Origin of the sequence: Paenibacillus sp. BGI2013 (genome assembly GCF_002843485.1) — a bacterium.
Classification (GTDB): domain Bacteria; phylum Bacillota; class Bacilli; order Paenibacillales; family Paenibacillaceae; genus Paenibacillus; species Paenibacillus amylolyticus.
Genome location: NZ_PJFA01000009.1, coordinates 44,564 through 70,729, shown reverse-complemented (window position 1 = coordinate 70,729; position 26,166 = coordinate 44,564). Strand labels below are relative to the sequence as shown.

The window sequence follows — 26,166 nt, the reverse complement described above, 5'->3', positions numbered from 1 at the left end:
CTGTAAAGGAGAGCAAAATGAGAAAAGGATTAATGGGAAGTATTAAACTGGATGATCTCCTGGAATCCGGAGCAGAATCGGTCGATATCGAAAGTGTTTCGACTAAGGACATTGCCATTATTGGAATGTCCTGCAGATTCCCTGGTGCAGAGGAACTCGAGGCATATTGGAGCAATCTGGTTAACGGTGTGGACAGTATCAGCGATTTTCCCGCAGAACGACAATCTTTCACAGATTATTATATGAAGACACGGGGAGAGTCGGTCACGTATACCAAAGCAGGGTTTTTGAATCATATTGACCGATTCGATTATCGTTTCTTCAACCTGTCTCCCCGTGAAGCTTCTCTCATGGACCCCAATCAGCGGTTGTTTCTTGAAACGGCTTGGCATGCCATTGAGAATTCGGGATATGGGGGCGGGAAGCTTAAAGGAAGCAACACAGGTGTGTACGTTGGGTTTCGAAACGATGAAGTATATGACTACAAAAGATTAATCACTGACTTGGAACCTCAGGCAGATCCCAGTGCAGTTCCAGGTAATCTGGCCTCCATTCTGGCTAGCCGGATTTCTTACTTGCTGGATCTGAAGGGGCCGAGCCTTTGTCTTGATACAGCATGTTCATCTTCTCTCGTAGCCATCCATCTCGCGTCCCAGGCCATTCGAAACGGGGATTGTGATCTGGCTGTCGCTGGTGGCGTCAAGATACGTTTGTTTCCCCTCGATGAAGGGAACAAGCTTGGTGTGGAAGCGCCAGATGGCAAAGTAAAGGCATTTGATGCAGATTCGGATGGGACGGTCTGGGGTGAAGGCGCTGCCGCTATTATACTCAAACCTTTGAACAAAGCACTCAGGGATCGAGACCATATTTATGCAGTCATCAAAGGAAGTGCTGTGAATCAGGATGGAACTTCCGTAGGCATCACAGCGCCGAATACCGCTTCACAGACAGATTTGCTGGTGAAAGCATGGAAAAATGCGGGGATTAACCCGGAGACGCTTAATTATATTGAAACACATGGTACAGGAACAGATATGGGAGATCCCATTGAGTTTGAGGCCATTCGCAGAGCGTTCCAAAAGTTTACGAACAAGAAACAATTCTGTGCTATCGGTTCAGTGAAAACAAATGTGGGCCACTTGGATTGTGTAGCTGGCATGGCTTCGCTTTTCAAGGTCATTATGGGGATGCGTGAAGGCATGATGCCACCCACACTTCATTTTCAGCGTCAAAACTCAAAAATCAACTTTGAAGATTCTCCAGTCTATCTCAACACACGCCCTAGAATATGGCATGCCGAAGGAGCTCCACGCAGATGTGGTGTCAGCGCGTTTGGTCTAAGTGGAACCAATAGTCACATTGTAGTTGAAGAGCCGCCACGTTATCACAGGCCAGATACCGCAGTGACCCCGGATATGCAAATTTTAACGATCTCTGCCAAAAGTGCTGCCAGCTTAACAAAGCTGGTGCAAGCGTATCAGGCCTTGCTCGTTTCAGATCCTGAACTTTCGCTGGCAGATCTATCATTTTCGGCTAATACCGGAAGAGGGCACTACACTCAAAGGCTTGCGATCACTTACAGTGATCGCAAGGATTTGGAAAGAAAATTGAAGCTTGTATCAGACGTAAATGGTGGTCCTGATCTCGAGATAAACGGAGTACACACAGGCATACATCGGATAATAACAGCCGGTGCAGGGGAGTCCACGCGAAGTACAGGGGAAATCACGGAGCAGGAGGTCAGACTACTTGGACAGAAGGCCCAAGTATGGCTTTCTGAACCTCATGTTCATCCGAGGGAAGTGCTGTTGGAGGCCATTTGTGATTTGTATGTTCAGGGAGCCGATGTGAGTTGGGAAGATCTGTACAGAGAAAAGTCTGTGCGCAGGATTCCACTTCCGTCATACCAGTTTGAACCGAACATATGCTGGCTGGACTGGAAATCGGACATGGATCAACGCCAGACAGATGACATGTATCGGAGCATGTATAGAACGCGCTGGATCGCGGATTCTTTGGAACCATCCATACCCGATGAGGAGCAGCAGCCAATTGATGATGGGATAACCCTGATATTGCGAAAAGATAAGGACCTTGAAGGCGAAAGGCTTGAAACCACCTTGCGTAATCTGGGACGAAAGCTGGTATCCGTGACATTTGACGGAGATGTTGCCGTTATGGAAGGACTCTCAGGTCTAGTGCAACTTTCTTCAGAAGATGTTTATGATCATCTGCTTGGTGCATTGCCTTTCAATGATATAACCCGTGTTATTCATCTACTGAGTTCAACGCCCAGAATGCAGGTGCATAATCTGGCGGACCTTTCTCAGGCGGAAATAGAGGGTCCTCTGAGTCTGTTCAGACTGGTCAAATCTCTGGTGCAGAGGGCGGTGTCTGGCCCTGTAGACATATCAATTGCTACGACAACTGCTTATCAAGTGACGGGGGAAGAAGTGGAACTGTATCCTGAGCACGCTGCCTTGATCGGCTGGGCTAAGGTTATAGGAAAGGAATATCCGCATATCCGGTGTCAGTGCATCGACAGAGATGAACATAGTTCACTTGAATCTATTCCGGAGTTGGTTGGTGGCATAGGCATCTCCAACGAGAATTTTGCCTATCGGAATGGGATTCGTTATGTTGAACAGCTGGATGAATGGAACACAGAGACTCAGGAAAATAGCGACTGGCAACTGGTTGAAGATGGAGTATACATCATAACGGGTGGAGCAGGGGGGATAGGTTCAGAGATTGGGAGATGGATGGCTGGTCAGACAAAGGTACGAATTGTCCTACTGGGACGGACTGAATTACCCAACAGAGAGCAATGGCCGCTGCTTCGTAAGGATGGGAAAGACCAGACGGCTGTTCAGCAGATTATTCGTGAAATAGATTCCATGGAAAGTCTCGGAGCAATGGTAACTTATTTTAGCGTAGATGTATCTGATGAAATGCGTCTTACCCATACGTTGGATGTTATCAGACAAACGGCTGGTTCTATACGTGGAATTGTGCATTGTGCAGGAACGGGAAGTGATCTGTCTACCGATCAGAAGAGTGAAGATGACGTCAAGCGCACATTGGCTCCCAAGATCAGGGGGACATGGCTGCTTGATCAACTTACCCGACAAGATCAGCCTGATTTTATGCTGTTATGTTCTTCTATCGCTACAACATTCAGCACGTTGACTATGGGAGATTATGTTGCAGCCAATGCCTACCTGGATACGTTCGCTGCACAACGAACCAAGCAGGGACTTCACACACTCGCGATTAACTGGGTGACCTGGAGGGAGCGGGGAATGGCAGCACGTTCGGGTTTTACGGCGGATACTATATTTAAGGCTATTTTACCTGAACAGGCGATCCATACTCTCGCAGACGTTGTTACTCAAAAAGTAGACCGCGTTATTATCGGGGAATTAAACATAGATGGTGGGGGCATTCGTTTACTCGAACGTTCAGGGATTCGGGTTGCTCCACATTTGCTCGAACGATTGAAGAGAATGAAGTCTACGACCAGGACTATAGCAGATATGGCTTCTACCCGATCACTTTCACAACATGGCACGGGTCAGGTGATCCTCACGGGAAAAGAAAAAGAGGATTACACCGAAGCAGAACGACGTGTCGCTGATGTTTGCAGACAGGTATTGGGTTTCGAGGAAATTAACATCCATGAAAATTTCTTTGAACTGGGAGCCGATTCCCTCTTGTTAAAAACGATGCATGCCAGATTGGAACTGCTTGATCCAGGTTCACTTATGATTACGGATTTGTTTGAGCACGCAACAGTTTATAAGCTGGCCCGTTTTCTGGTAGATAAACGCCAGGGAAGCAACAACATGACACATCATACACCGATGAAAGGAACGGAACAGGACATAGCCATTATTGGTATTTCCGTCAAACTGCCTAACGCCAACAATACTGATGAATTCTGGGACAATATTCGTAACGGGTTGGATTGCAGGACCGCATTGTCTACAGAACGAAAGGATGCCATTGATCGCTATATTCGATATAAACAGTTTCCTGAAGGCAGCGTTGCTCTTGTGGAAGGGTCCTATATTGATGAGATTGATAAGTTCGATAGTACCTTTTTCCGTTTGTCTCCCAAGGAAGCAAGCCTGATGGACCCACATCAGCGTCTCTTCCTGCAGGCATGCTGGGAAGCAGTTGAAGATGCCGGTTGTGTAGAAAACATTAGTGGAAGTTATACCGGGGTGTTTGTTGGATACTCGCCGAATATTCGCGATATGTATTCACGCCTTATTTATGAAACCAATCCAACTCTGCTATCCAGCGCTATGGTGGGCAACACAGCAGCAGTTACCTCTGGAAGAGTATCTTATATGCTGGACTTGAAGGGGCCATCGATGGTCGTAGACACAGCCTGTTCATCTTCCCTCGTTGCTGTAGATGCAGCATGTCAATCGATCCGTAGCGGCAAGTGTGAAATGGCCATAGCGGGTGGGATTAAAATCCATACCATGCCGATTCATCACACGAATACACGCATGGGAATAGGCATGGAATCCATGGATGGAATCACGCGTGCATTTGATGAGGAATCGGAGGGAACGGGATTTGGCGAAGGCATTGGTGTAATCATGCTCAAACCACTCGAAAAAGCTAAACAGGATGGCGACCAAATCTATGCGGTCATTAAGGGATCAGCATCCAATCAGGATGGCAGTTCTGCCGGGATGACAGCGCCAAATCCGGCAGCTCAGGAAGACGTGATTCGCAGGGCATGGGATGATGCTGGCATTGATCCTGCGACCATTGGTTATGTGGAAGCCCACGGGACGGGTACACCTTTAGGGGACCCGATTGAAGTAAACAGTTTGACGAATGCATTCCGTATGTTCACCGACAAACGAAATTTCTGTGCGATTGGATCTGTCAAAGCCAATATGGGTCATCTGCTTGAGGCAGCGGGAATCGTCGGGTTGATCAAAGTAGCGTTGGCACTTAAAAACAAGGAATTGCCTGCAACGATTCACTTTAATCGACCCAATGAAAATATCCCGTTTTACGATTCTGCCATATACGTTAACACCGTTACTCGTAAGTGGGAGGTTGAAGGCCATCCGCGGCGAGCTGGCGTCAGTGCGTTTGGCATGAGCGGAACCAATGCCCATATTGTGCTGGAAGAGCCACCGGCGGACTATACCCATAAAGAACTCCCTGACCATGTTCCTCACGTTGGGCCACAGTTGTTCATGCTTTCAGCCAAATCACGTGAGAGCTTGCAGCAACTTGTTACGAGGTACGTAGCATATGGCCCGCAATTATTACCAATGGATCTGCAGGATATTTGTTACACGGTCCAGGCTGGGCGCAGTCATTATCCGCATCGATTAATTTTTGCAGTGAATACGACAATGGAGCTTGTTTCCCGTTTGAATGAATTGAACCGGCTCTACTTCTGGGAGTCTGATCTTGGCGACACCGGCAAGGTTTTCTATCGTTATGGAGAACACCGATTGGTATCAGGTACGGATGGGATTAGACGTCCGGATGATCTTACTCTGGTTCAGAAGGAAAGTTTGAACACCGAAATTCAAGAAGTGGCATTAGCGTGGAGGGACGGCTTGTACAGGGACGAATCCATGCAGGTCAAAATTAGTGAGTTGTATTCGGCGGGCGCAGATTTGCCACCATTGTTATGGAATGACGGACAGGCACCTCGTAAAGTGAGGCTCCCGGTGTATGCTTTCGAGCGTAAGACACACTGGCTGGACATACCTGACGTCGCCCCGGTAAAAGTGGACCGTATGGAACAACCATTTCATGTTATTCGTTGGGTTAACACGCCATCCAACGATGGGACATCATGGATGTCCTCCGAATCTGGAGATGTGTTATTGTTCACAGGAAAAACCGCTCTTTCGGCATCGATCTATGAGAGATTACTAGCTGCGGGTCGGAAGGTTGTAAGAGTAGAGATTGGACTTCAAAAGAATTCTACTTCAGGCGATGGATGGTATGGCGTTGATTCAAATAAACAGGCGTATGAGGATTTGTTAACAGATCTTCAATCTGAGTATCAATTCACACATATTATCCATATGTCAACGACTGAGCAAGCAGTATTTCCCGAGAGTATCGAACAGTTAGAGGTGACCCAGCAACGTGGGGCTCGCAGCCTGATGTATCTTACACAGGCGCTGGCACATGTGGGTTATGAACGCGGGCTGAGTCTTACGCTGGTATCTGATTATGTGAACGAAGTGACAGGTAATGAACGTGTCCTTCAGCCACAACAAGCTCCTTTTATGGGAATGGGACGAGTTGTAGGTCAGGAATTGATGGGCATATCCTGCAAATTTCTGGACGTTGATGATGTTGTCTCTGCTGAAGATGTGTTACAAGAGATCGGCCGGAAGTCTGATTTGTATCTTGTTGCTTACCGGGAAGGTACCCGTTATGAGGAGCAGTTCGAGACTTTGAACGATACGACGGTGATCGGCCATGCGCCAGCAATTCAAAATGACGGTGTATACGTGATTACTGGCGGCACGAAAGGCATTGGACTGGAAGTTGCCCAGTACTTGGCTGACAAGGGAGCAGGACATGTTGCTTTGCTTGCCCGTTCACCTTTTCCGCCGCGTGACCAGTGGACTGAATGGCTTGATCAGAACAGAGACAGGGAAGTGTGCGAGACGATAAACCGCGTCACGGATTTGGAGAAGAAGGGAACATCATGTTCCTTTTATCAAGTGGATATCGGGCATCTGGATAGGCTACGTGAGGTATTTGATGAACTTCGACATACCTGCGGTCCCATTCGTGGCGTAGTCCACAGTGCCGGTGTACCTGGTGAAGGCATGCTGATGCGCAAGACGGAGGAACAGTTCTCAGCGGTGATAGGTCCCAAAGTCCATGGAACATGGGCGCTTGATCAGGTCACGCTTGAGGATAATCTTGACTTCTTCCTGCTCTTCTCCACGATCTCTTCGGTGTTTGCTGCTCCGGGCCAGGGGGACTATGCTGCTGCCAATGCATACCTGGATGCGTTTGCTGCATATCGAAGCAAGCTCGGGAAACGAACCCTAACTATGAATTGGAACACATGGCGAGATACGGGGATGGGCGTTCGTTACGGCATCAATGTGGATGGCGCATTCTCTGCCATTCCTACGGAGCAGGGCATTGCATGGCTGGATCGTGCGATGGGAATGAACTTGAATCGGGTAATCGTCGGCGAGATCAATCGCGAAAGCAAATTGCTTGGCATGATGTCAAGTGTTGCTGTGAGACTATCTGATGACCTGAGATCCCTGGCTACTGATGAGAAAACTGTGTTTCCTGAAACTCAGAACCAGACCGGTTATGCAGAAGTTACTCTGGATGGCAGGACAGGAGAAGGAGCATATAGCGATGCTGAGGATCTGATTGCCAAAATCTTCGGTTCGGTACTAGGGTTCAGTGAAATCAATATTTATGACAGTTTCTTCGAATTAGGGGGAGATTCGATCATGTTGGGCCAGATGCATGAGTTATTGGATCGGCATTTCCCCAATAAGATCAAACTGGTAGATCTGTTCGAATATACAACCGTAGACAAACTCAGCAATTACATTGCAGGCAATGAGCAATATATCCTGCAAGCTGCACCGATAACATCCGCATCAGAAGAGCAGGACGGAGATTGGAATGACTCATTAAGCCATATGCTGGACAAGTTGCAGGACGGGGAAGTATCTGTCGAAGACATTCTTCATCGTTTGGATGAAATACGGCCAGGGGAGTGAGCTTGTGGAGAAAGTCTACAAACATGTTGTTGAAAACATAGCCTCCGGCAAAATTGACAAAGTGACGGGGATTCAGGTCATCAATCTGCTGAAGCAGGAAGAAGCAAATCATCAAGAGGATATAGCAGTCATAGGCATGAGCCTTAAATTTCCCCATGCGAATCGTCCGGAGGAATACTGGCACATTGTTGAGCAGGGGATTGATTGCATAGGTGATTATCCATCTGATCGAAAATCTGTAACGGATGAGTACCTCAGACTAAGCGGATATTCAGACGAATTCCTTCAATATCTGGATGGTGCTTTTCTGGATGAAGTGGATCAATTCGATTATAAGTTCTTCCGTCTCTCGCCAAAAGAGGCCAGTCTGATGGACCCTTGTCATCGTTTATTTTTGCAAACAGCATGGCATGCCATCGAAGATGCTGGTTACGGTGGGCAAAGGCTTGCAGGAAGCAATACCGGCGTCTTTACCGGATTTGCCAATAGTAACAACTATAAGGAAATGATCAAGGATACCAATCCGGAAGAGTTGTCTATTGCGATGACTGGAAATATCGCGTCAATGCTTCCTACCCGCATCTCGTATCTGCTTAATCTAAAAGGACCGACTATGGTAGTGGATACGGCTTGTTCGTCCTCGTTGGTATCCGTTTATCTTGCTTGTAAATCGCTGATGAACGGGGATTGCAACATGGCGATTGCCGGAGGAGTTAAGCTGGATATTTTGCCAGTGGATAATGATTTTCTGAAGATCGGGATTGAATCCACCGACTACCGGACTAGAGCTTTTGATAAAGAAGCAGATGGCTCCGGTATGGGTGAAGGTGTGGCTGCAGTAATTTTGAAGCCGCTTCGTCAAGCTCAGAAGGATGGAGACCACATCTATGGTGTAATCAAAGGCATCGCTTTGAATCAGGATGGAACGTCCATGGGCATCACGGCCCCCAATCCGGTTGCTCAATCCGAAGTAATCGAGGAAGCGTGGAAGCGAGCAGGCATCCACCCGGAATCCTTGGCCTATATTGAAACTCATGGAACAGGAACGAATCTGGGTGACCCTATCGAGATTCAGGGGCTGGAACGTGCTTTTCGAAAATATACGAATAAAAAGCAATTTTGTGCAATTGGTTCGGTCAAAACCAATGTCGGTCATCTGTATGAAACAGCAGGTATGGCCAGTCTGATCAAAGGACTTTTATCATTGTATCATCGGAAACTCCCGCCTTCCCTTCATTTTAATTATCCAAACCTGAATATTGATTTCGAGAATTCACCCGTCTATGTCAATACAAGGTTAAGAGAGTGGGAGCGAGGTGCTGATCCGCGTAGATGCGGGATAAGTACATTTGGTTTGAGCGGAACAAATTGTCATATGGTGCTGGAAGAAGCTCCTGTACAGGCCACTTTGAACGTTACGCATGATGGGCATACGGGTGTTCATCCATTCACGTTGTCTGCGGGATCAGATCATGGAATTCAAGTTCTGATGAAACAGTATCTGGACGGAGTATCTACCTTCTCCGACAGGTATTCATTACTGGATGTGTGTCGAACAGCCAATGCATGTCGCGGACATTATGCTCACCGAGTGATCATTTTGGCTGAACATTTGGAGGATTTGCGCATTAAGCTGACCCAGGTTATATCTGGAGACATTCATACGTTCACAGCACCTTGGTTTCATTATGGGGAACACCGACTGATCAGCGACAATAGGGAAGTTTCAGGGGTACATGATATTACTCAGAAAAACGTTCGTGCGTTAAGCGAAGAGGTCCGGCAAGAATTGAACCAGATGAATGAGGCTACATTTGACTGGGGGCGCCTGTGTACTCTTTACGTGCAAGGAGCATCCGTGGACTGGTGGCGTCTGTATGAGGGCAAGTCTACGAAGACCGTACCTCTGGCGGGTTATCCTTTTGATTCGCAGAAATGCTGGATTGACATGGGAAGCAGACCAGCAGAAGAGAGTGTCCACCATGACAACGGATTGTTTTCTCTCACGTGGCATGAGCTTGAGGGAGATTACGAGGATAACGAAGTTCATTCAAGCGAGAGAGTTGTACTCTTTACGGCTGATGACAAAGGTGGGGCTGACCTTGCATTGTTTTTGCAACAATCGGGTAAGGACGTCATTAAAGTTTGCCCGGGAGATTACTATGAACAGAGGAACGATACTGATTTTCGAATTGGTTCCAAAGAGGTCGATTTTGATTCTTTAGTCAATGCTTTGGATTCAAAATCATGGTCACAGGTCATCTACGCACCTACCTTTGCTTCGGACACTTCTGTTCAGAATCTGGTGGAGTTGAATGAATCACAGGAACGCGGCGTTTACAGCCTGCTGTATCTGGTTCGTTCATTGACCAGACATGGTATTGATTATGATATGGATATGGTGATTTTGACCCAATGTGTCCATCATGTCACAGGCAAAGAACAGATTCTTAGACCCGAGCTCGCACCGCTAGAAGGTCTTGCCAAGGTCATACGCAAGGAGCATCTGAACATCCAATGTCGAGTTATCGATCTGGAAGATATGCTATGGAGCAAGGGGAGTGCAGAGTCTGTTTTCAGAAAAACAGATCACTTCCTTACCGCCATTCGAGACGGAAAACGGTATATTCAGTCATTCGGTACACTCCAGCCTGTTGCAGAGTCGGACAGTAACAATGGACAATTTCCGGCTCTTCATTCAGAAGGGATATATCTTGTCTCTGGTGGAGCCGGAGGTATCGGGATTGAAGTATCCAAATATTTGGCTGGCAGGGACAAGGTACATCTGGCCTGGATTAATCGTACTGCCTTTCCACCCCGGAGAACATGGGAAGCAATTTTGGAAGCACAGCAGGATCAGTCGTTATGCCGAAAGATTCAGGGAGTTCTTGATATTGAAAATATGGGAGCTACCGTTGAAATATATAGCGCTGACATTTCCAAAAAAGAAGAGGTAGTTCCAATTGTAGAAGAGCTGCGTCAACGTCATGGGAAGATCCGGGGGGTTATCCATGGCGCGGGAATCGGAAGATCCGACCTGTTGATGAATCGTACGGATGACCAGTTTAAAAGCATTTTCAATCCGAAGGTGCTGGGTACACGTATTTTGGATGAAGTTACCCATTCGGATGATCTGGATTTCTTTATTCTGTTTTCTTCGGTAGCAACGATGTTTAGCGGAGCCGTTCAAGGAGATTATACCGCAGCCAATGCTTATCTGGATGCCTACGGGGAATATCGGAACAAGCTCGGCAGAAGGACACATGTGGTGAACTGGACGACCTGGAAAGAGACTGGTATGGCCCTTGAAGGTGGTTTCACAATCGATACCATTTTTAAGACGTTGCCAACGGGTAAGGCTCTTGAAGGGTTTGAGCAGGTGTTATCCCATAATGTACCGAGAGCACTTGTAGGTTATCTCAATTATGAGAACGGTGGAGTCTTCCTGCTCGAAAAATCAGGGGTGATGCTCTCTCCTGTGCTGACTGCGCAAATTGAACTATTCAAGGAGAAAAAGAAGAAGGAAAAAGCGAACAAAGCAAAGAGTGCAGCGACAAATCCAGCAGGAGAAGTAAGTCTGACAGGAAGTCTCAACGAAGAGTTTAGTGATACGGAAAAACGTGTGGCCGAATGTTGTAGAAAAATATTAGGTTTTGATCAAATTGATATTCACGACAACTTCTTTGAACTAGGCGCGGACTCTATTCTGCTAATGAAAATTCAGAGTGAGATTGAGCGAATTTTTCCAGGAGCCATTAATGTTACGGACCTGTTCGAATACTCGAATGTACATCATCTCGCAAAATTTATCGGTGGAAAAAACAAGAAGGAGGAACAGCGTCCTTCTCCTGCGATGCATCTCAAAAAGCGTACTGCGGCGGAACGAGATGGAGATATTGCGATTATCGGCATGGCTGTGAATGTGCCGCTTGCTTCCACACCTGAGGAGCTGTGGGCGCATCTCGTCAACGGCACGGATTTGGTTCGGTCGTTTCCCGAATCGAGAAAAGTAGATATTGACAAGCATTTTGCGTTCACAGGTCATGACCAGACACAGATGAAATACAATGAGAACGCGTATCTGGAAGACATAGACAAGTTTGATGCAGGTTTCTTTCGGTTATCGCCCAAGGAAGCAAGTCTTATGGATCCCAATCAGCGGTTATTTCTTGAAGCTGCGTGGACTGCAATTGAGGATGCAGGGTATGGCGGCACCAGATTGAGTGGTAGTAAAACGGGCGTATATCTTGGATATGCGGCAACCTTGCGAGATCTGTATGCACGTCTCTTATATGAAGTTGATCCTGGGAGCGGATCAAGCTCCATGGTGGGTAATCTGACAGCAATGATGTCTGCCCGGATCTCATATTTATTGGATCTAAAAGGCCCAAGCATGGTTATTGATACGGCCTGTTCATCTTCATTGGTGTCTGTAGACATGGCTTGCAAAGCTATTCGTAGCGGACAATGTGATTATGCACTGGCTGGCGGAATCAAGATTAATCTGTGTCCGGTGGATGATGAAAATATGAAACTTGGCATTGAGTCTACAGATCATCGCTCCAAAGCTTTTGATGATGAGGCAGATGGAGCAGGTATTGGAGAAGGGGTTGCAGTGGTACTGCTGAAATCACTTCAGCAGGCATTGGATGACCATGATTCGATCCATGCTGTAATCAAAGGCGGGGCTGTGAATCAGGATGGCAGTTCAATAGGCATCACGGCACCTAATCCGGCATCTCAAACAGAGGTTATTATATCTGCTTTGGAGGATGCAGGAGTCGAACCGGAGACAATCACCTACATTGAAACACATGGCACGGGCACGACATTGGGAGATCCGATTGAAATTAAGGGCATATCGGATGCACTGTCGAGCTACACAGATCGCAAGCAATTCTGTGCGGTGAGTTCCATCAAGACCAACTTGGGGCATTCTTCGGAGGCTGCTGGAGTGATTAGTTTGGTGAAGGCGGTCATGGCGCTGCGTGAGAAAAAGCTTCCTCCGACACTGTACTTTAATCGACCTAATCGCATTATTGAATTTTCCAATTCACCGGTCTTCGTGAATACCCGTCTTCGTACGTGGCATTCAGAGGAAGGACCGCGACGTTGTGGGATTAGCGCGTTTGGGATTAGTGGAACCAATTGTCACGTTATCCTGGAAGAGGCCCCAGTGCAGACATTTGTCCAAGCAGAGGAACGCAGACCTTATATTTTGCCTCTTTCCGCCAAAAGTAAAGACTCTCTATCCAGATTGATCGCAGCTTATCATGATTATCTCGATAGTTACGATGAACTGGATTTGTTAAGCCTGTGTGGAACAGCTGCTCAGGGAAGAGGACACTACAAGTTGCGTATCGCCATTCCTTTTAAAGACAAAGAAGAGCTGGTAGCCCGATTGGACAAGCTGCGTGGATGCCCGTTTAGCGAGATTAAACCGTCCCTTGCTTATGCATCTGAACATCGAATGGTTCCTGAGACGAAGGAGCCGGGTGTTGGCGAATTGACGGAACAAAAACTTCGTGAATTAAACGAGCAGTCAGACAGGGTACTGAAGCTCATTAACGAGCACGGATGGGAAGATCAGCACCTAGAGGAAATATCGATTCTTTATACACAGGGAGCCGATATTGACTGGTCCAGATTGTACGCAGAAGAGGAAACCTTCCGGCTCCATCTTCCAACGTATCCTTATGAGCGCAATCGTTGCTGGATTGATATTCCCGAGCGAGTTGCGGTTCAATCATCCGTTGTGCAGAAGGAAGAACCAACGATGCATTACACCATTGGCTGGGTGGAAGCGAGTAATCCTGAGCGGCTCATTCCGAATCCGCAAACCGTCTTGCTTTTGAAGGGGACAATTCCGTTATGTGACAGTCTCTCCCGGGAACTTACTGAACGTGGAGCACATGTAATTGAAGTTACGCTTGGTGCAACATATGCGAAGATCTCTCCGGTTCATTATCAGATCGATGGTTCGGAGGATCAGTATCTGCAATTATTGAAAGCTACGAAGAACCACAGAATAGATCAGATTATTCACACCTTTACCATAAATGGTCATACAGCACCCGAGAGTCCGAAGGAACTGGAGGATGCCTTATGCCGAGGTGTGCATAGCTTGTTTTACCTTACAAAAGCCATTGCAGGTGCAGGGTTGCGAAATCGAATGCGCATTGTTCTGTTATCCCAGTACGTTCATGAAGTTAGCGGCCACGAATCACATCTTGCTCCTGAATATGCAACGATGTTTGGCCTGGGCAAAGCGATTGGACAAGAGCATCCTCAGCTGGAATGCAAAGTCATGGATATAGATGATGACACCGCTATTCCTATTTTGCTCAATGCAATGAATTCAGATGATGTTTTCTACTCCACTGCTTATCGGAAGGGTCAACGATATGTGGAAGAGTTCAGGAAGACAGATCTGTTGGGAGCTGAGCTCTCTGATGTAACCATTAAGGAGCAAGGGGTCTATCTCATAACTGGTGGAATGGGCGGCATTGGCCGAGCATTCGCAGAACATTTTGCCAACAGACACAACGTTACCTTGATTCTTGCAGGCAGATCGGATTTCCCTGATCGGGAAACATGGCCAGCCATTTTGGAGGATAACAAGGATCTGGAGCAATGCAACAAAATTAAATGGATACATTCGATTGAGAACAAAGGTTCCACAGTAGGTCTTTACAGCGTGGATACAGGTGATCTTCAGCAAGTATCAAGACTCATGAAGAACATCAGAGAGCAGTACGGCAAAGTGGATGGCATTGTTCATGGAGCAGGGGTAGCAGGTGAAGGATTCCTTGCATCCAAGGATGCGGAGACCTTTAACCGTGTGTTGCTTCCGAAAGTCCAGGGAACCTGGAATATGGATCAGGCAACAGCCCACGACTCTCTGGATTTTCTTGTTCTGTTCTCAACCACTTCAACATTATTCAGCTCTCCGGGTCAAGGAGATTATTCAGCAGCGAATAGTTATCTGGATGCTTATGCAGCGTATCGAAATCGCAGGGGCGGACGAACGTTAACGATCAATTGGGTGGCTTGGAAAGAGACCGGGATGGCCAAAGATTTTGGTGTAAATGATGACATGGTATTCAAGTCTGTTTTAACAAAGTCTGCATTAAAGGCCTTTGACCAGGCTTTTCAGCGTAAAGTGCATCGATCTATCATCGGCGAACTGAATTATGACTCGGAATATATGGCCTACGTAGGTGATATGCCAATGATGATGTCGGAGGAAGTATACAACACGATTCAGGATCAAAGTGCCAGCGTGATTGCTGAAGTGGAGATGAGAAAGGCAACGCTGAACAAAGAAGTCTCATTACACGGCCGCAATGATGGTCAATATACAGCCATGGAACAGATGTTATCCCGGATTTGGTCACTTCATTTGGGACTGACAGAAATGGATCTGTATGATGATTTTTACGAATATGGTGGAGATTCCATTATTGGGCTCAAGATGGCATCGGATATATACAGGGAAACGGGGATACAGGTTAATCCTTCGGATGTGCTGCAATATCCGACGATCTGGGGACTGGGAGTTCACCTGCAATCTTTGGTCGATGTGGAGAGTGCAACAGTCGGACAACAGTCCATCCCTCATGCAGAAGTCAAAGAAAAATATCCACTTTCATCAGCTCAAAAAAGGATATTCTATCTTTGCACTCAGGACCCGGACAACATCAGCTATAACCTGAACAAAGCGTTGATTATGGAGGGCAATTTTGACCCATTCACGTTGAACGGTTATATGAACACTCTGATTCAGCGCCATGAATCGTTCCGTACATCATTTCACTGGGAACAAGGAGAGCCGATTCAGAGAATTCACGAGAACGTGGATTTTTCGATCGAAACGTTGCCAGATGTCATTTGTGGAACGGAAGCAGTGGAAGATGTAGTGAAACAGTTTGTCCGACCGTTTGATCTGGAAGCGGCACCGTTGATCCGCATGATTGTTGGTACGTTGGATGACGGTCGCCATCTGTTGATGTTCGATGTGCATCACTTGGTTACAGATGGTATGTCGATGGACAATATGATGCACGAAATCACGTCAATGTACAGTGGTTCACCTCTACCGGATATTCCTTATCAGTATAGAGATTACTCGGAGTGGAGCAACCAGTATCAGCAATCGGATTTGATTAAATCACAGGAAGCCTTCTGGCTGGAAACGCTGAAAGGGCCATTGCCCACACTGCAACTTCCAACAGACTTTTCACGGCCTGATCGAAAAACCTATGATGGAGCCAAAATGACTTTTTATGCCGACGAAGCACTCACTGCTCGTATAGGCAAGCTCGGAGCACGTACAGGAACCACGCTATACATGTTGCTCTTATCCGCCTTAAATGTCCTATTGCATAAATACACGAACCAGAGTGATATACTCATCGGTTCGCCTGTAACGGGTCGCCAACAGGGTAACTTTGATGCCACCATTGGCATGTTTGTAAATACAATTGTCCTAAGAAACGAACCTGTGCCTGATGACTCATTCAGGGAGTTACTTCTGGACGTGAAGCAGCGTACGTTATCGGCATTTGCACATCAGGACTGTCAATTCGACCGAATTGTACAGCTTGTGAATAGTACACGTGATCCGAGCAGAAATCCGCTGTTTGATGTGTATTTTGCACTGCAAAATGTAGGGATGTACACCGGAGAGATTGAGGCTTTCAAAGGCACATTAATCGATTATGACAGTGGAGTTTCAAGGTTCGATCTGGCACTGGATGCGATTGAGCGGGATGGTACGATCGAGTTTATTCTGGAATATAATACAAGCTTGTTCTTACCTGGCACAGCTGAATATATCGCCAGAGATTTTGTGAAAATTCTTGAGATAATTTCAGAGCAGCCGGATACATTGATCTATGATATTGAAGTGGATCGTGTCACGGATATCACGGATGAAGCTGTAGATGAAGAAGTGAATTTCAATTTCTAGCCAGATCACAGAGGGGCGTTGATAGGAATGAAGGTTGGTGTAATTGGAGCAGGCGTCATGGGAAAAGGGGTTGCGCAGAGCCTTGCCCAGTCTCGGCACAACGTGGTTTTGATCGACGTGAGTGATGAAGTTTTGGATCAGGCGAGAACAGCCTTGTTTACCAATATCCGATTTTCGGGATTCTACAACAAGGATACCGAGGCCGAAGACCCGGAAACGGTGCTCTCGCGTGTGGAGTTTACGACACATTACGATTCGCTCAGCGATGCTGATTTCATTATTGAGAACGTGCCTGAGCAATGGGATGTGAAAAAAGAAGTCTATGCACAGCTTGAAAACTATTGCCCCGATTCTTGTATTTATTTGGTCAATACATCATGCATTTCGATTACAAAAGTTGGTTCCATCACCAAACGGCCTGACAAGGTCATCGGTGTACATTTTATGAATCCGGTCCCGTTAAAGCCCGTAGTCGAAGCTATTCAGGGTTATCACACTTCGGATACAACGATTGAAGCGACCAGATCCCTGCTCCATACCATGGGCAAAGAAGCCATACTGGTACAAGATCTTCCCGGTTTTGTATCTAACCGAATATCCCATCTGCTCATGAATGAAGCTGCCTTTGTTGTTCAGGATCAGGTAGCTTCACCGGAAGAGGTGGATGACATATTCGTCAAATGTTTCGGTCATAAGATGGGCCCACTTCACACAGCAGATTTGATTGGTTTGGATACTGTGGTTCATTCATTGGATGTACTCTATGAGAGTTATCAGGACCCGAAATACAGAGTATGTCCCTTGCTTCGCAAGATGGTGGATGCCGGATTGTTAGGAGCAAAAAGCGGTCAAGGCTTCTTTGAGCACGTGATTCTGTAAGTGTATCGACTATAAATTATACGAGGTGACTGTACATGGAGTCCAAGGTCAAAGTAAAAACATTTCTGAGTCGTTTCTATCGCAAACGTGAAATTCAGGATGATGAGGATATTTTTGAATTGGGTTTTGCCAATTCCCTGTTTGCGATGCAGATGGTGATGTTTCTGGAGAAAGAATTCAACATTCGGATTGAGACCCAGGATATGGATCTTAGCAACTTCCGTACGTTGAACAAGATTAATGAACTGATTGAACGAAAGACAGCATAGACTGCCTGATGGTCTTGAAGCAATAGTTTGGAACAATATGCCAAGGAGGGGTTCAGGTATGGGTGATCCATCGGTAAGTTCGGTAATGGACAAGCAAAAGCAAGAGAAGGTGAAGCTGGTCGTCTGGGATCTAGATAATACAATCTGGGAAGGTGTCCTTCTGGAAGATGAGAATGTTGTCTTGAGAGAGGGAATTATTGATGTGATTCGGACACTGGACGAGCGTGGGGTTCTGCAATCCATCGCCAGTAAAAATGACCATCAGACAGCCATGGAGAAGCTTGAGGAATTCGGAATTCATGAATACTTCCTATATCCCCAGATTCACTGGAATTCCAAGTCGAGCTCGATTCAATCCATCATAACTTCCATTAATATCGGAGCGAATACGGTTGCTTTTGTGGATGATCAGATGTTTGAGCTGGAAGAGGTACAGTTTGAGCATGCTGAAGTTCGATGCATAGATGCTGCCCAGTACCTGGACATTCCCGACATGGAGATGATGAATCCCCGTTTTATTACGGAGGACTCCAAACTTCGCCGTTTAATGTACAAAAGCGATGAGATCCGTAATAAGGCGGAAGATGAATTCACAGGTCCCAAAGATGACTTTCTGGCTTCACTTGGCATGACATTCACGATATCTCCCCTCAAGGGAGATGATCTGCAGCGTGCTGAAGAGTTGACGGTGCGGACTCATCAGCTGAACACCACAGGGTATACCTATTCCTATGAAGATCTGGAACAACTCAGTCAATCTCCTAATCACAAACTTCTCATTACAGGACTGGAAGACAAGTATGGAGCATATGGAAAAATTGGACTCGCTTTGCTTGAGATGGAAGAGGAGTACTGGACCGTGAAGCTGCTGTTGATGTCTTGCCGTGTAATGTCACGAGGGGTAGGCACGATTCTCATGAATTATATCCTGGAACAGGCGAAAGAAGCCGGGGTCAAGATACGGGCTGAATTCAAAATGACCGATCGTAATCGGATGATGTATCTGACCTATAAATTTGGCGGATTCAAAGAAATCCATCAGGAAGAGGACCTTGTCATTTTTGAACACGACATGAGCTATATTCAGAAAATTCCTTCATATGTGGAACTGAACATTATTAATAATTAATACACCAACCCTATTAATGGAGGTTACGACATGGAAAAAATAGCACTGCTGTTTCCGGGACAAGGTTCTCAGTATGTAGGTATGGGAAAGAGTTTCTATGATCAATATAGCATTGCCAAGCAAACGTACGAGGAAGCGAGTGACGTTGCAGGTGTGGATCTGGCAAAACTATGTTTTGAAGGAAGTCTATCTGAACTGAATCAGAATGAAAACATGCAACCTGCTCTTCTGGCAACGAATGTAGCGGCTTTCAGAGTGTATATGGAAGAAGTGGGGATTCGACCACAATTCTGTGCAGGTCACAGTATGGGTGAATATTCGGCGTTGGTATGTTCAGGCGCCATGACATTTTCCGATGCTGTTCGAATCACCAAATTGCGTGGTGCAATGATGCAGATTCATATTGATCGGGGCACAGGATCAATGACCATTATGGACGGTATTGACGCATCCATCGTGGAGCAACTCTGTGAACAATACAGCGGCGAGCAGGGTGTAGCTGTAGTCTCCTGTTATAATTCGCCAACACAAGCTGCCGTATCCGGTCATCAATACGTACTGGAGGAGATCGAAGCAGCCGTTTTGGATGCCGATGGTCAGGTTACTCCCCTAATGTCCAGTGCACCCATTCATAGTTCGCTGATGGCAGAAGATGCAGAGCGGCTCGGCCAAGAACTGGCAAAGTATTCGTACAATATGTTCAAATGGCCGGTACTATCCAATGTTACAGGTCAACCTTATGGTGATGTGGAGCGAATTCCGGGATTACTGACAGATCAGATGGTCAAACCTGTCCAATGGACACGGATTCTTCAGTACCTTGAGCGTTTTGGTGTCACACTTGCCATCGAAATGGGACCCAAAAATGTACTGAACAAATTGACCAAAACGAACTGTCCTGATATCAATTCGCTCTGTTTTGGCGAAAAAGCGGAACGTCAAAAATTGATCAGCATGTTTCAATCGGATGGCAAGAAGAAAAAAGGAGTACCCACAGTCATAACTAAATGTTTAGCAATTGCAGTGGCAACGCCGAACCAGAATTGGGATGAAGCAGAGTATCAAAAAGGTGTTGTTCAGCGTTACAAACGAATCCAGGCAATTCAGGAGCAGGTTGAAAATGCAGGGGACAAACCCTCAAAAGAGCAAATGATAGAAGCGTTGGAACTGCTCAAGGGCATCTTTGAAACCAAAAAGTTACCTGTTAAAGAAAGAAATCAGTGGATGAATCATATCATTGATGATACTGGACATCACTACGAACTGGCGGAGTATCTGGTACACGAAGCTGTCGGCGTAAAGTGATTACATTAGGGGCGAAATTTGCTGTAATAGCGTATTCGCCCTCCCATGAATTCAGCAATACAGGCAATACATAAAGGGGGAGAACAAGTGAGAGTGCTATCCGCTGAGAACGTCACGAAGTCCTATGGTAAACACCTAGCGTTAGATAACATGTCCTTTGAGCTTCGAAAGGGTGAGATCCACACAATTCTGGGGACTAACGGTTCAGGTAAAACAACTTTTATTAAAGTCCTGGCGACTCTGTTGACCAAGGATTCCGGAATTGTCAATATCGGCGGCTACGATTTGGATACCGATGCGAACATCATCAGGAGACTAATCGGATACGTGGGTCAAGATACTGAACGCTCTGCTTATGCGAGATTAACTGTTCGAGAGAACTTGATATTCTTTGGAAGACTTACCGGACTTAGCAAACAGGAGATTTCAAACCAGATTGACAAATTAAGTACGTATCTGGATTTCTCGGAACATCTGAACAAACAATTTATGCAATTATCGGGAGGCCAAAAGCAAACCGTTGTCATTATGCGAGCCCTGCTGCATGATCCTGAAGTGATATATCTGGATGAACCGACCAAGGGCCTGGACCCCGTAATCTCCAGACGTGTACGTGAGTTCATTAAAAGTTATGTGAGGGATGAGGGGAAATCCATTATTCTGACCTCTCACATTCTGACTGAGGTAGAAGACATGACGGACCGTGTGTCCCTGATGCGCAAAGGAACGCTCCTTAAAACAGGTACAATTGCCGAACTAAAATCCAATCTGGGCGCAGTCGAATTCATCGACATTCCCAGAGCAGACTTGCCCCCTTCCATTCAGGAGCGAATCACTGCTCTGCCGGAGGTAACTTCCACTATTATTCGTGAGGAGGAAGACACGGTTTCCTTCGGAATCACGAACCTGTACGACGGGATGGGCGCGGTTATTAGTGAATTAAAAGAAGGCAATATCCATACGACCATTCAGCATAGACAACTAACACTTGAAGATTTGTTTGTTCAGCTCTATGTGAAGTCTGATGAGAATTTAGAGTACACATTGGCAGGAGGCAGAGAACAGTGAGTATCGAATACGCTAAAACCGGGACAGGTCAGGAAACGCTAAAGCTACAAGCCATAGGTAAACCTACCGGATTTTTCACCGTCGTGTGGGCAACAACCGTGAAGGAATTGCAGATTGCTGTAAGGTATCTGCCCAACTTCTTCGGTAACTTCCTACAGTTGGGTCTACGAGTACTCTTTTTCCTGCTGATGTCCACGTTTGTTGTATACGAGGGAGAGAATGTACTTCAAGGAGATAACCTGTTTATCTTTTATCTGGGTGCAATCCTTGTATGGCTGTTCTACGGAGTAGCGTTAAACGCTCCGCTCGGCGCCGTGACGAATGATCTCCATAACGGCACATTGGAGTATCTGTACTGCAATCCAATCTCTCGTTATGCGTATTATGTAGGGACGGTTGTAGCCAGTGCATTAATGAATGTCATTGTGTTCATACCGATGTATATCCTGCTTGTTCTGTACGCAGGTCTCAACTTTGCTGAATCCATGATGATTCTAGTCACCTGTCTTGTGGTCATCGTTGCGTTAATGGCGCTTGGCGTCATGATTGCACTACTGGGGATTCTGTACCGCCAGGTCTCATCCATTGTGGGTATTTTGTTTATCATGTTTGAATTTGTAGCAGGTGCTTATTTCCCAGTGGACCAGTTTCCTGCAGTCGTTCGTTGGATCGCATATCTCCTGCCTTATACCTGGGGGTATGATATGGTGCGTTATTACAGTTTCAAAACAGATTGGGTGCCCCTTGCACCGATCTGGATGGAATGGTGCATCCTCATCTTTTTTGCCATTTCGTATACAATCATCTCAATCGTTATGCTGCGCAAGGTAGAAAAGATGGCAAAGAAAAAAGGTCTCAACCTGATCTGATTATTCTTGATCCCAAAGAGAATGGGAGGCGTGCTAATTGTCAGCAGAGCCAGGTACATTCATGCAAAATTTGCTATTATCGAGCCGAAAGTTCGAAGAGGAGAAGCAATATTGGCTAAACCATCTCTCGGGGGAACTTCAATTCAGCATGTTCCCTGGTGAAAAAACGAGGGGAACATGGGGTGAGCAAGTGTTTGAGGAGATGCAATTTGCATTTCCTCAACCTGTTTCAGAACAAATCTTTCGTATCTCCGGGAACACCGAAGCTGGGGCATTTATTCTTCTTCTGGCAGGTGTCACATATGTGTTACACCGTTATCTAGACAATGACGATATAACTGTAGGTATTCCCGCTTCGTCTGGTGCAGCAAATTCAAGTCAACTACGTGCTATTCGCATCAATTTTGGTGAAGAGTGTTCTTTTAAGGAGCTTGTTCTTCAGCTCAGGACCCTTGTGGGTACAGCCAAAAAGTTTAACCATCTTTCGCTGGAGAAAATTCTTGAATTGCTTGGTCATGAGGGGACAGACTCGCCAATGGTGGCCACTGTGGTTCGAATGGACAATATGCAGGAGAATTTACAGGAAACAGGACCGCTGGCCGATATGGTGTTTTCACTTCAAATGTCTAAAGTGGGGCTGGCGCTACGCATGAATTACAATGCCGCATTATATTCTCCAGCAACCATTGAACAGATTGTAGACCATGTGATGCGTGTGCTCTCTATTTGTACAACCCATCCAGATGAGGGATTACATCATATAAAGATACTCTCGCTCAAGGAAGACCAGGTTATTCAACATCTGAATGATACGGAGATACGTTTTCCTGAAGCTCGTTCAATCATCCAGATGATCCAGTCTTGGTCTGCACAACAGCCGGATATTCCCGCAGTGATCTGCGGAGATAATATTCTTACCTATCAAAGCTTGGATTGCAAATCAGATCAACTTGCGAAATACCTGTTAGCTCAGGGAGTAAGGTCAGGTTCCGTTGTAGGAATTCTGTTAACGCGATCGGAAGACATGCTCTTGGCTATGCTGGGTGTACTTAAGGCGGGAGCTGCTTACATGCCAATGGACCCCGCATATGCAAATAATCGTTTGCAGTTCATGCTGGAGGATAGCCAGGCTGAGATTTTGCTAACGAAGCCCGATCTGATCGGCTCACTCATATACACAGGCCAAATAATCGATATTTCTCACTTGGAAGAATGGGATGACCAACATATCTCACTGCCAGTTGTTTCGTCGGAGCAGTTGGCTTATTTGATATATACTTCCGGATCTACAGGCAGGCCAAAAGGGGTCATGATTGAACATCTGGCACTAAGAAACTTTGTGGAAGGTGTATCCCGCAGCATTCCTTTTGAAGCTGGCCAACGAATTCTCGCCCTCACAACATTCTCCTTTGATATCTTTGTACTGGAAACGCTCGGGGCACTCGCTAACGGGTTAACACTGATAATGGCAGTAGAGGAGGATCAGTTAAGTCCAAGCCGTATTGCGCATCTAATTGTTACTCATAACATTGAATTAATACAAATAACTCCTTCTCGACTGCGGATGCTTCAGATTGGGCTTACAGTCGATTCACCGGTATGGAGCGTAATTCAAACATTGATGATCGGAGGGGAAGCTCTACCGTATGCCTTGTATGAGGAGATCGCGGGGATGACCTCTGCCCGCATCTACAATATGTATGGTCCCACAGAAACAACAATATGGTCGAGCATTAAGGAACTTTCGCCTACCACGACAATTTCGATTGGTCATCCGATTGCCAATACCCGTATTTATATTCTGGATAAGCGGTATCGGCATATGCCAATCGGAGCAACGGGAGAATTATGCATCGCAGGAGATGGAGTAGCCAGAGGTTATTGGAACAGACCTGAGCTTACGGCCGAGAGGTTTGTAAAAGATCCTTTTCATGAAGGCGCTTATATGTATAAAACAGGAGATCTCGCACGTCTCAATGCGAATGGAGATCTGGAGTATCTGGGTCGTTCCGATTTTCAAGTAAAAATACGTGGTTATCGGATCGAACTTGGGGAGATCGAGAACAGGTTGCTCCAGTACCCGGCTATCTCGGCTGCTGCGGTCACAGTTCGGTCAGATCAGGATGGGCAGTCCCTGTTATGTGCCTATTACACAGTAACGGAGAGCCAAAGTATCAATCAGGAGCAATTGCGATCTTTTTTGCTGACAGAATTGCCTGAATATATGCTGCCCTCCAGATACACCATGTTGGATCATATGCCATATACGGCCAATGGGAAGTTGGACCGAAAAGCTCTTCCAGATCCCTTGCTCTTACAGGGAGAAGGGACAGATATTACACTTCCACGAAATGCATTAGAGCAGGTGCTCGCCGAATTGTGGTCGGATCTGTTGCAATTGAAAGAGATTGACGTTCATGCCCGCTTCTTCGAAATTGGAGGGCATTCACTGAATGTCATCAAACTTGAGGCGAATATGGAGAGGCAGAGTATTCCGCTTACTGCTGATGAAGTGATGCGGCATGAGACTATTGCATCACTGGCTGAAGTGCTTCGAAACAAGGGGTATGAAGCGGATGAGCATAACTCTGAAAAAGAGATACTTCTTGAAGAGCAGGATATGCCAGAGACAGATGGTGCAATGGAGCAATTTACCGAAGAAGTCGGGGCGACGTCGGAAGCGGATCATCTTATCTTACATCATTCCCATAGGCCAATAATTATCATCGCAGGAATAGAGGCGTTTAATGATGTTTTCTACAAAAACTGCTTCTATAATTCACTTTTTCCCGTATTAAACCTCTATTCTATTGGTGTACTGCCTGTGATGATCAACGACCGAATGCACTATAGATTCGATGAACATCAGGGCATACTCCGATTAGAGTATCAAGCTGTATTATCAGATGCCCAGCTAATTGAGCGTATGGGGCTAACTTATGAAACGAAGACCTACAGCGAGGATGTACAAAAAGAGATTATAGAAGCGGTTAATTTGAACCGCCCAGTAATTATCCGAGTGGACTGTTATTACGAGTCCTTGCGCAAAGACATGTATTTACGTACCCACTGGCCTCATTCCTTATTAATCTATGGGTATGATCTCCAGCGGCAAGTGTTCCATGTAATAGAACATGATCACCGGGACAATCTCACGTATCAACCGATGGAGATGCCTATGAATGATATTGTACAAGCTTACGAAGGATTCGTACGGCTTTTCATGGAGGAAGAAGAAGTACCCACGTTCTACGCATTTTCAGCTTGTGAAACTGTCGAACATGAAAGAAACAATATAATGTTGGGAGAACTGCGTGACATGTTTATTGATCATGTACGCGTTACACCAGGGGAGATTAATCAGGAAATGAGTCATCTTCTGTCCTTCATACAGAAGACGTATCAGTTCAATGAAGAAGATTCACCTGATATGGCTTATGCTGAACTTGTTCTCCAATCCATTGTAGACATTGTGAATGCCAAAAAGGTCGAAACCTATCGTATGCAACGGTTATATGAACATCATACCGATCTTGTTTCTGCTGCTCAGGCAATACAGGATCAGTGGAGTGAGTTACGTAACGTGCTGGCGAAGGCGGTATATCGGGAGAATATGACACATAATCAGTGGAGAAAATTCACAAGCAAGCTGGAAGCCATTCATGAACTGGAGAAGCATAACTTAATAAATTGCTCAGGATTGGAGATCAGTCATGATTAAAAAATTGCAAATGAACGAGCCTTTAATGACTACCTACCCACATCATGCGAGTCTCTTTTCGATGCTAGATTTGGACAAGCGTTCACGTAGCTGGATTTATCATAATTTTCTATTGGTCATCCTGAGTCACAATGATGAAGGGGGCTATGGATTGGACGTCTGTTCACAATATTATCCTTGGCACAAATTCAA

The 26,166-nt window shown here is 46.0% G+C and carries 9 protein-coding genes; all 9 read left to right on the top strand.

Annotated features, from left to right (window positions below):
- Positions 1 to 17 precede the first annotated feature (17 nt).
- The 9 genes from CXK86_RS21060 to CXK86_RS21020 all read left to right on the top strand — a co-directional run bounded on the left by CXK86_RS21060 (position 18) and on the right by CXK86_RS21020 (position 25,974).
- Entirely contained in the window at positions 18 to 7,763 is a 7,746-nt protein-coding gene (locus CXK86_RS21060) for an SDR family NAD(P)-dependent oxidoreductase (protein WP_101314512.1), read from the top strand.
- Positions 7,741 to 16,734, top strand: a complete 8,994-nt coding sequence (locus CXK86_RS21055) for an SDR family NAD(P)-dependent oxidoreductase (RefSeq protein ID WP_101314511.1) — start codon at positions 7,741 to 7,743, stop codon at positions 16,732 to 16,734. The genes CXK86_RS21060 and CXK86_RS21055 overlap by 23 nt, the downstream gene beginning before the upstream one ends.
- A gap of 27 nt (positions 16,735 to 16,761) precedes the next feature.
- Entirely contained in the window at positions 16,762 to 17,613 is an 852-nt protein-coding gene (locus tag CXK86_RS21050) for a 3-hydroxyacyl-CoA dehydrogenase family protein (RefSeq protein ID WP_047843972.1), read from the top strand.
- Between the two features lie 35 nt (positions 17,614 to 17,648).
- Positions 17,649 to 17,882 carry an acyl carrier protein gene (locus CXK86_RS21045; RefSeq protein ID WP_017686948.1) on the top strand — a complete coding sequence of 78 codons (234 nt, stop codon included), beginning with the start codon at positions 17,649 to 17,651 and terminating at the stop codon, positions 17,880 to 17,882.
- A gap of 58 nt (positions 17,883 to 17,940) precedes the next feature.
- Complete coding sequence (locus CXK86_RS21040; RefSeq protein ID WP_047843971.1) at positions 17,941 to 19,011, top strand: HAD-IIIC family phosphatase; 1,071 nt, start codon at positions 17,941 to 17,943, stop codon at positions 19,009 to 19,011.
- 30 nt (positions 19,012 to 19,041) lie between these two features.
- Positions 19,042 to 20,316 carry an ACP S-malonyltransferase gene (gene fabD, locus CXK86_RS21035; protein ID WP_101314510.1) on the top strand — a complete coding sequence of 425 codons (1,275 nt, stop codon included), beginning with the start codon at positions 19,042 to 19,044 and terminating at the stop codon, positions 20,314 to 20,316.
- Positions 20,317 to 20,403: 87 nt separating this feature from the next.
- Positions 20,404 to 21,384, top strand: coding sequence for an ABC transporter ATP-binding protein (locus tag CXK86_RS21030; RefSeq protein ID WP_017686951.1), 981 nt, complete (start codon positions 20,404 to 20,406; stop codon positions 21,382 to 21,384).
- Complete coding sequence (locus tag CXK86_RS21025; protein ID WP_047843969.1) at positions 21,381 to 22,253, top strand: ABC transporter permease; 873 nt, start codon at positions 21,381 to 21,383, stop codon at positions 22,251 to 22,253. Before CXK86_RS21030 ends, CXK86_RS21025 begins: the two co-directional genes overlap by 4 nt.
- Positions 22,254 to 22,290: 37 nt before the next feature.
- On the top strand, positions 22,291 to 25,974 hold the full coding sequence (locus tag CXK86_RS21020) for a non-ribosomal peptide synthetase (protein ID WP_101314509.1): 3,684 nt from the start codon (positions 22,291 to 22,293) through the stop codon (positions 25,972 to 25,974).
- Positions 25,975 to 26,166 lie beyond the last annotated feature (192 nt).

Coding starts and splice junctions, on each gene's coding strand:
- fabD (WP_101314510.1), top strand. CDS start 19,042: ATGGAAAAAATAGCACTGCTGTTTCCGGGACAAGGTTCTCAGTATGTA.
- CXK86_RS21040 (WP_047843971.1), top strand. CDS start 17,941: ATGGGTGATCCATCGGTAAGTTCGGTAATGGACAAGCAAAAGCAAGAG.
- CXK86_RS21050 (WP_047843972.1), top strand. CDS start 16,762: ATGAAGGTTGGTGTAATTGGAGCAGGCGTCATGGGAAAAGGGGTTGCG.
- CXK86_RS21055 (WP_101314511.1), top strand. CDS start 7,741: ATGAAATACGGCCAGGGGAGTGAGCTTGTGGAGAAAGTCTACAAACAT.
- CXK86_RS21045 (WP_017686948.1), top strand. CDS start 17,649: ATGGAGTCCAAGGTCAAAGTAAAAACATTTCTGAGTCGTTTCTATCGC.
- CXK86_RS21060 (WP_101314512.1), top strand. CDS start 18: ATGAGAAAAGGATTAATGGGAAGTATTAAACTGGATGATCTCCTGGAA.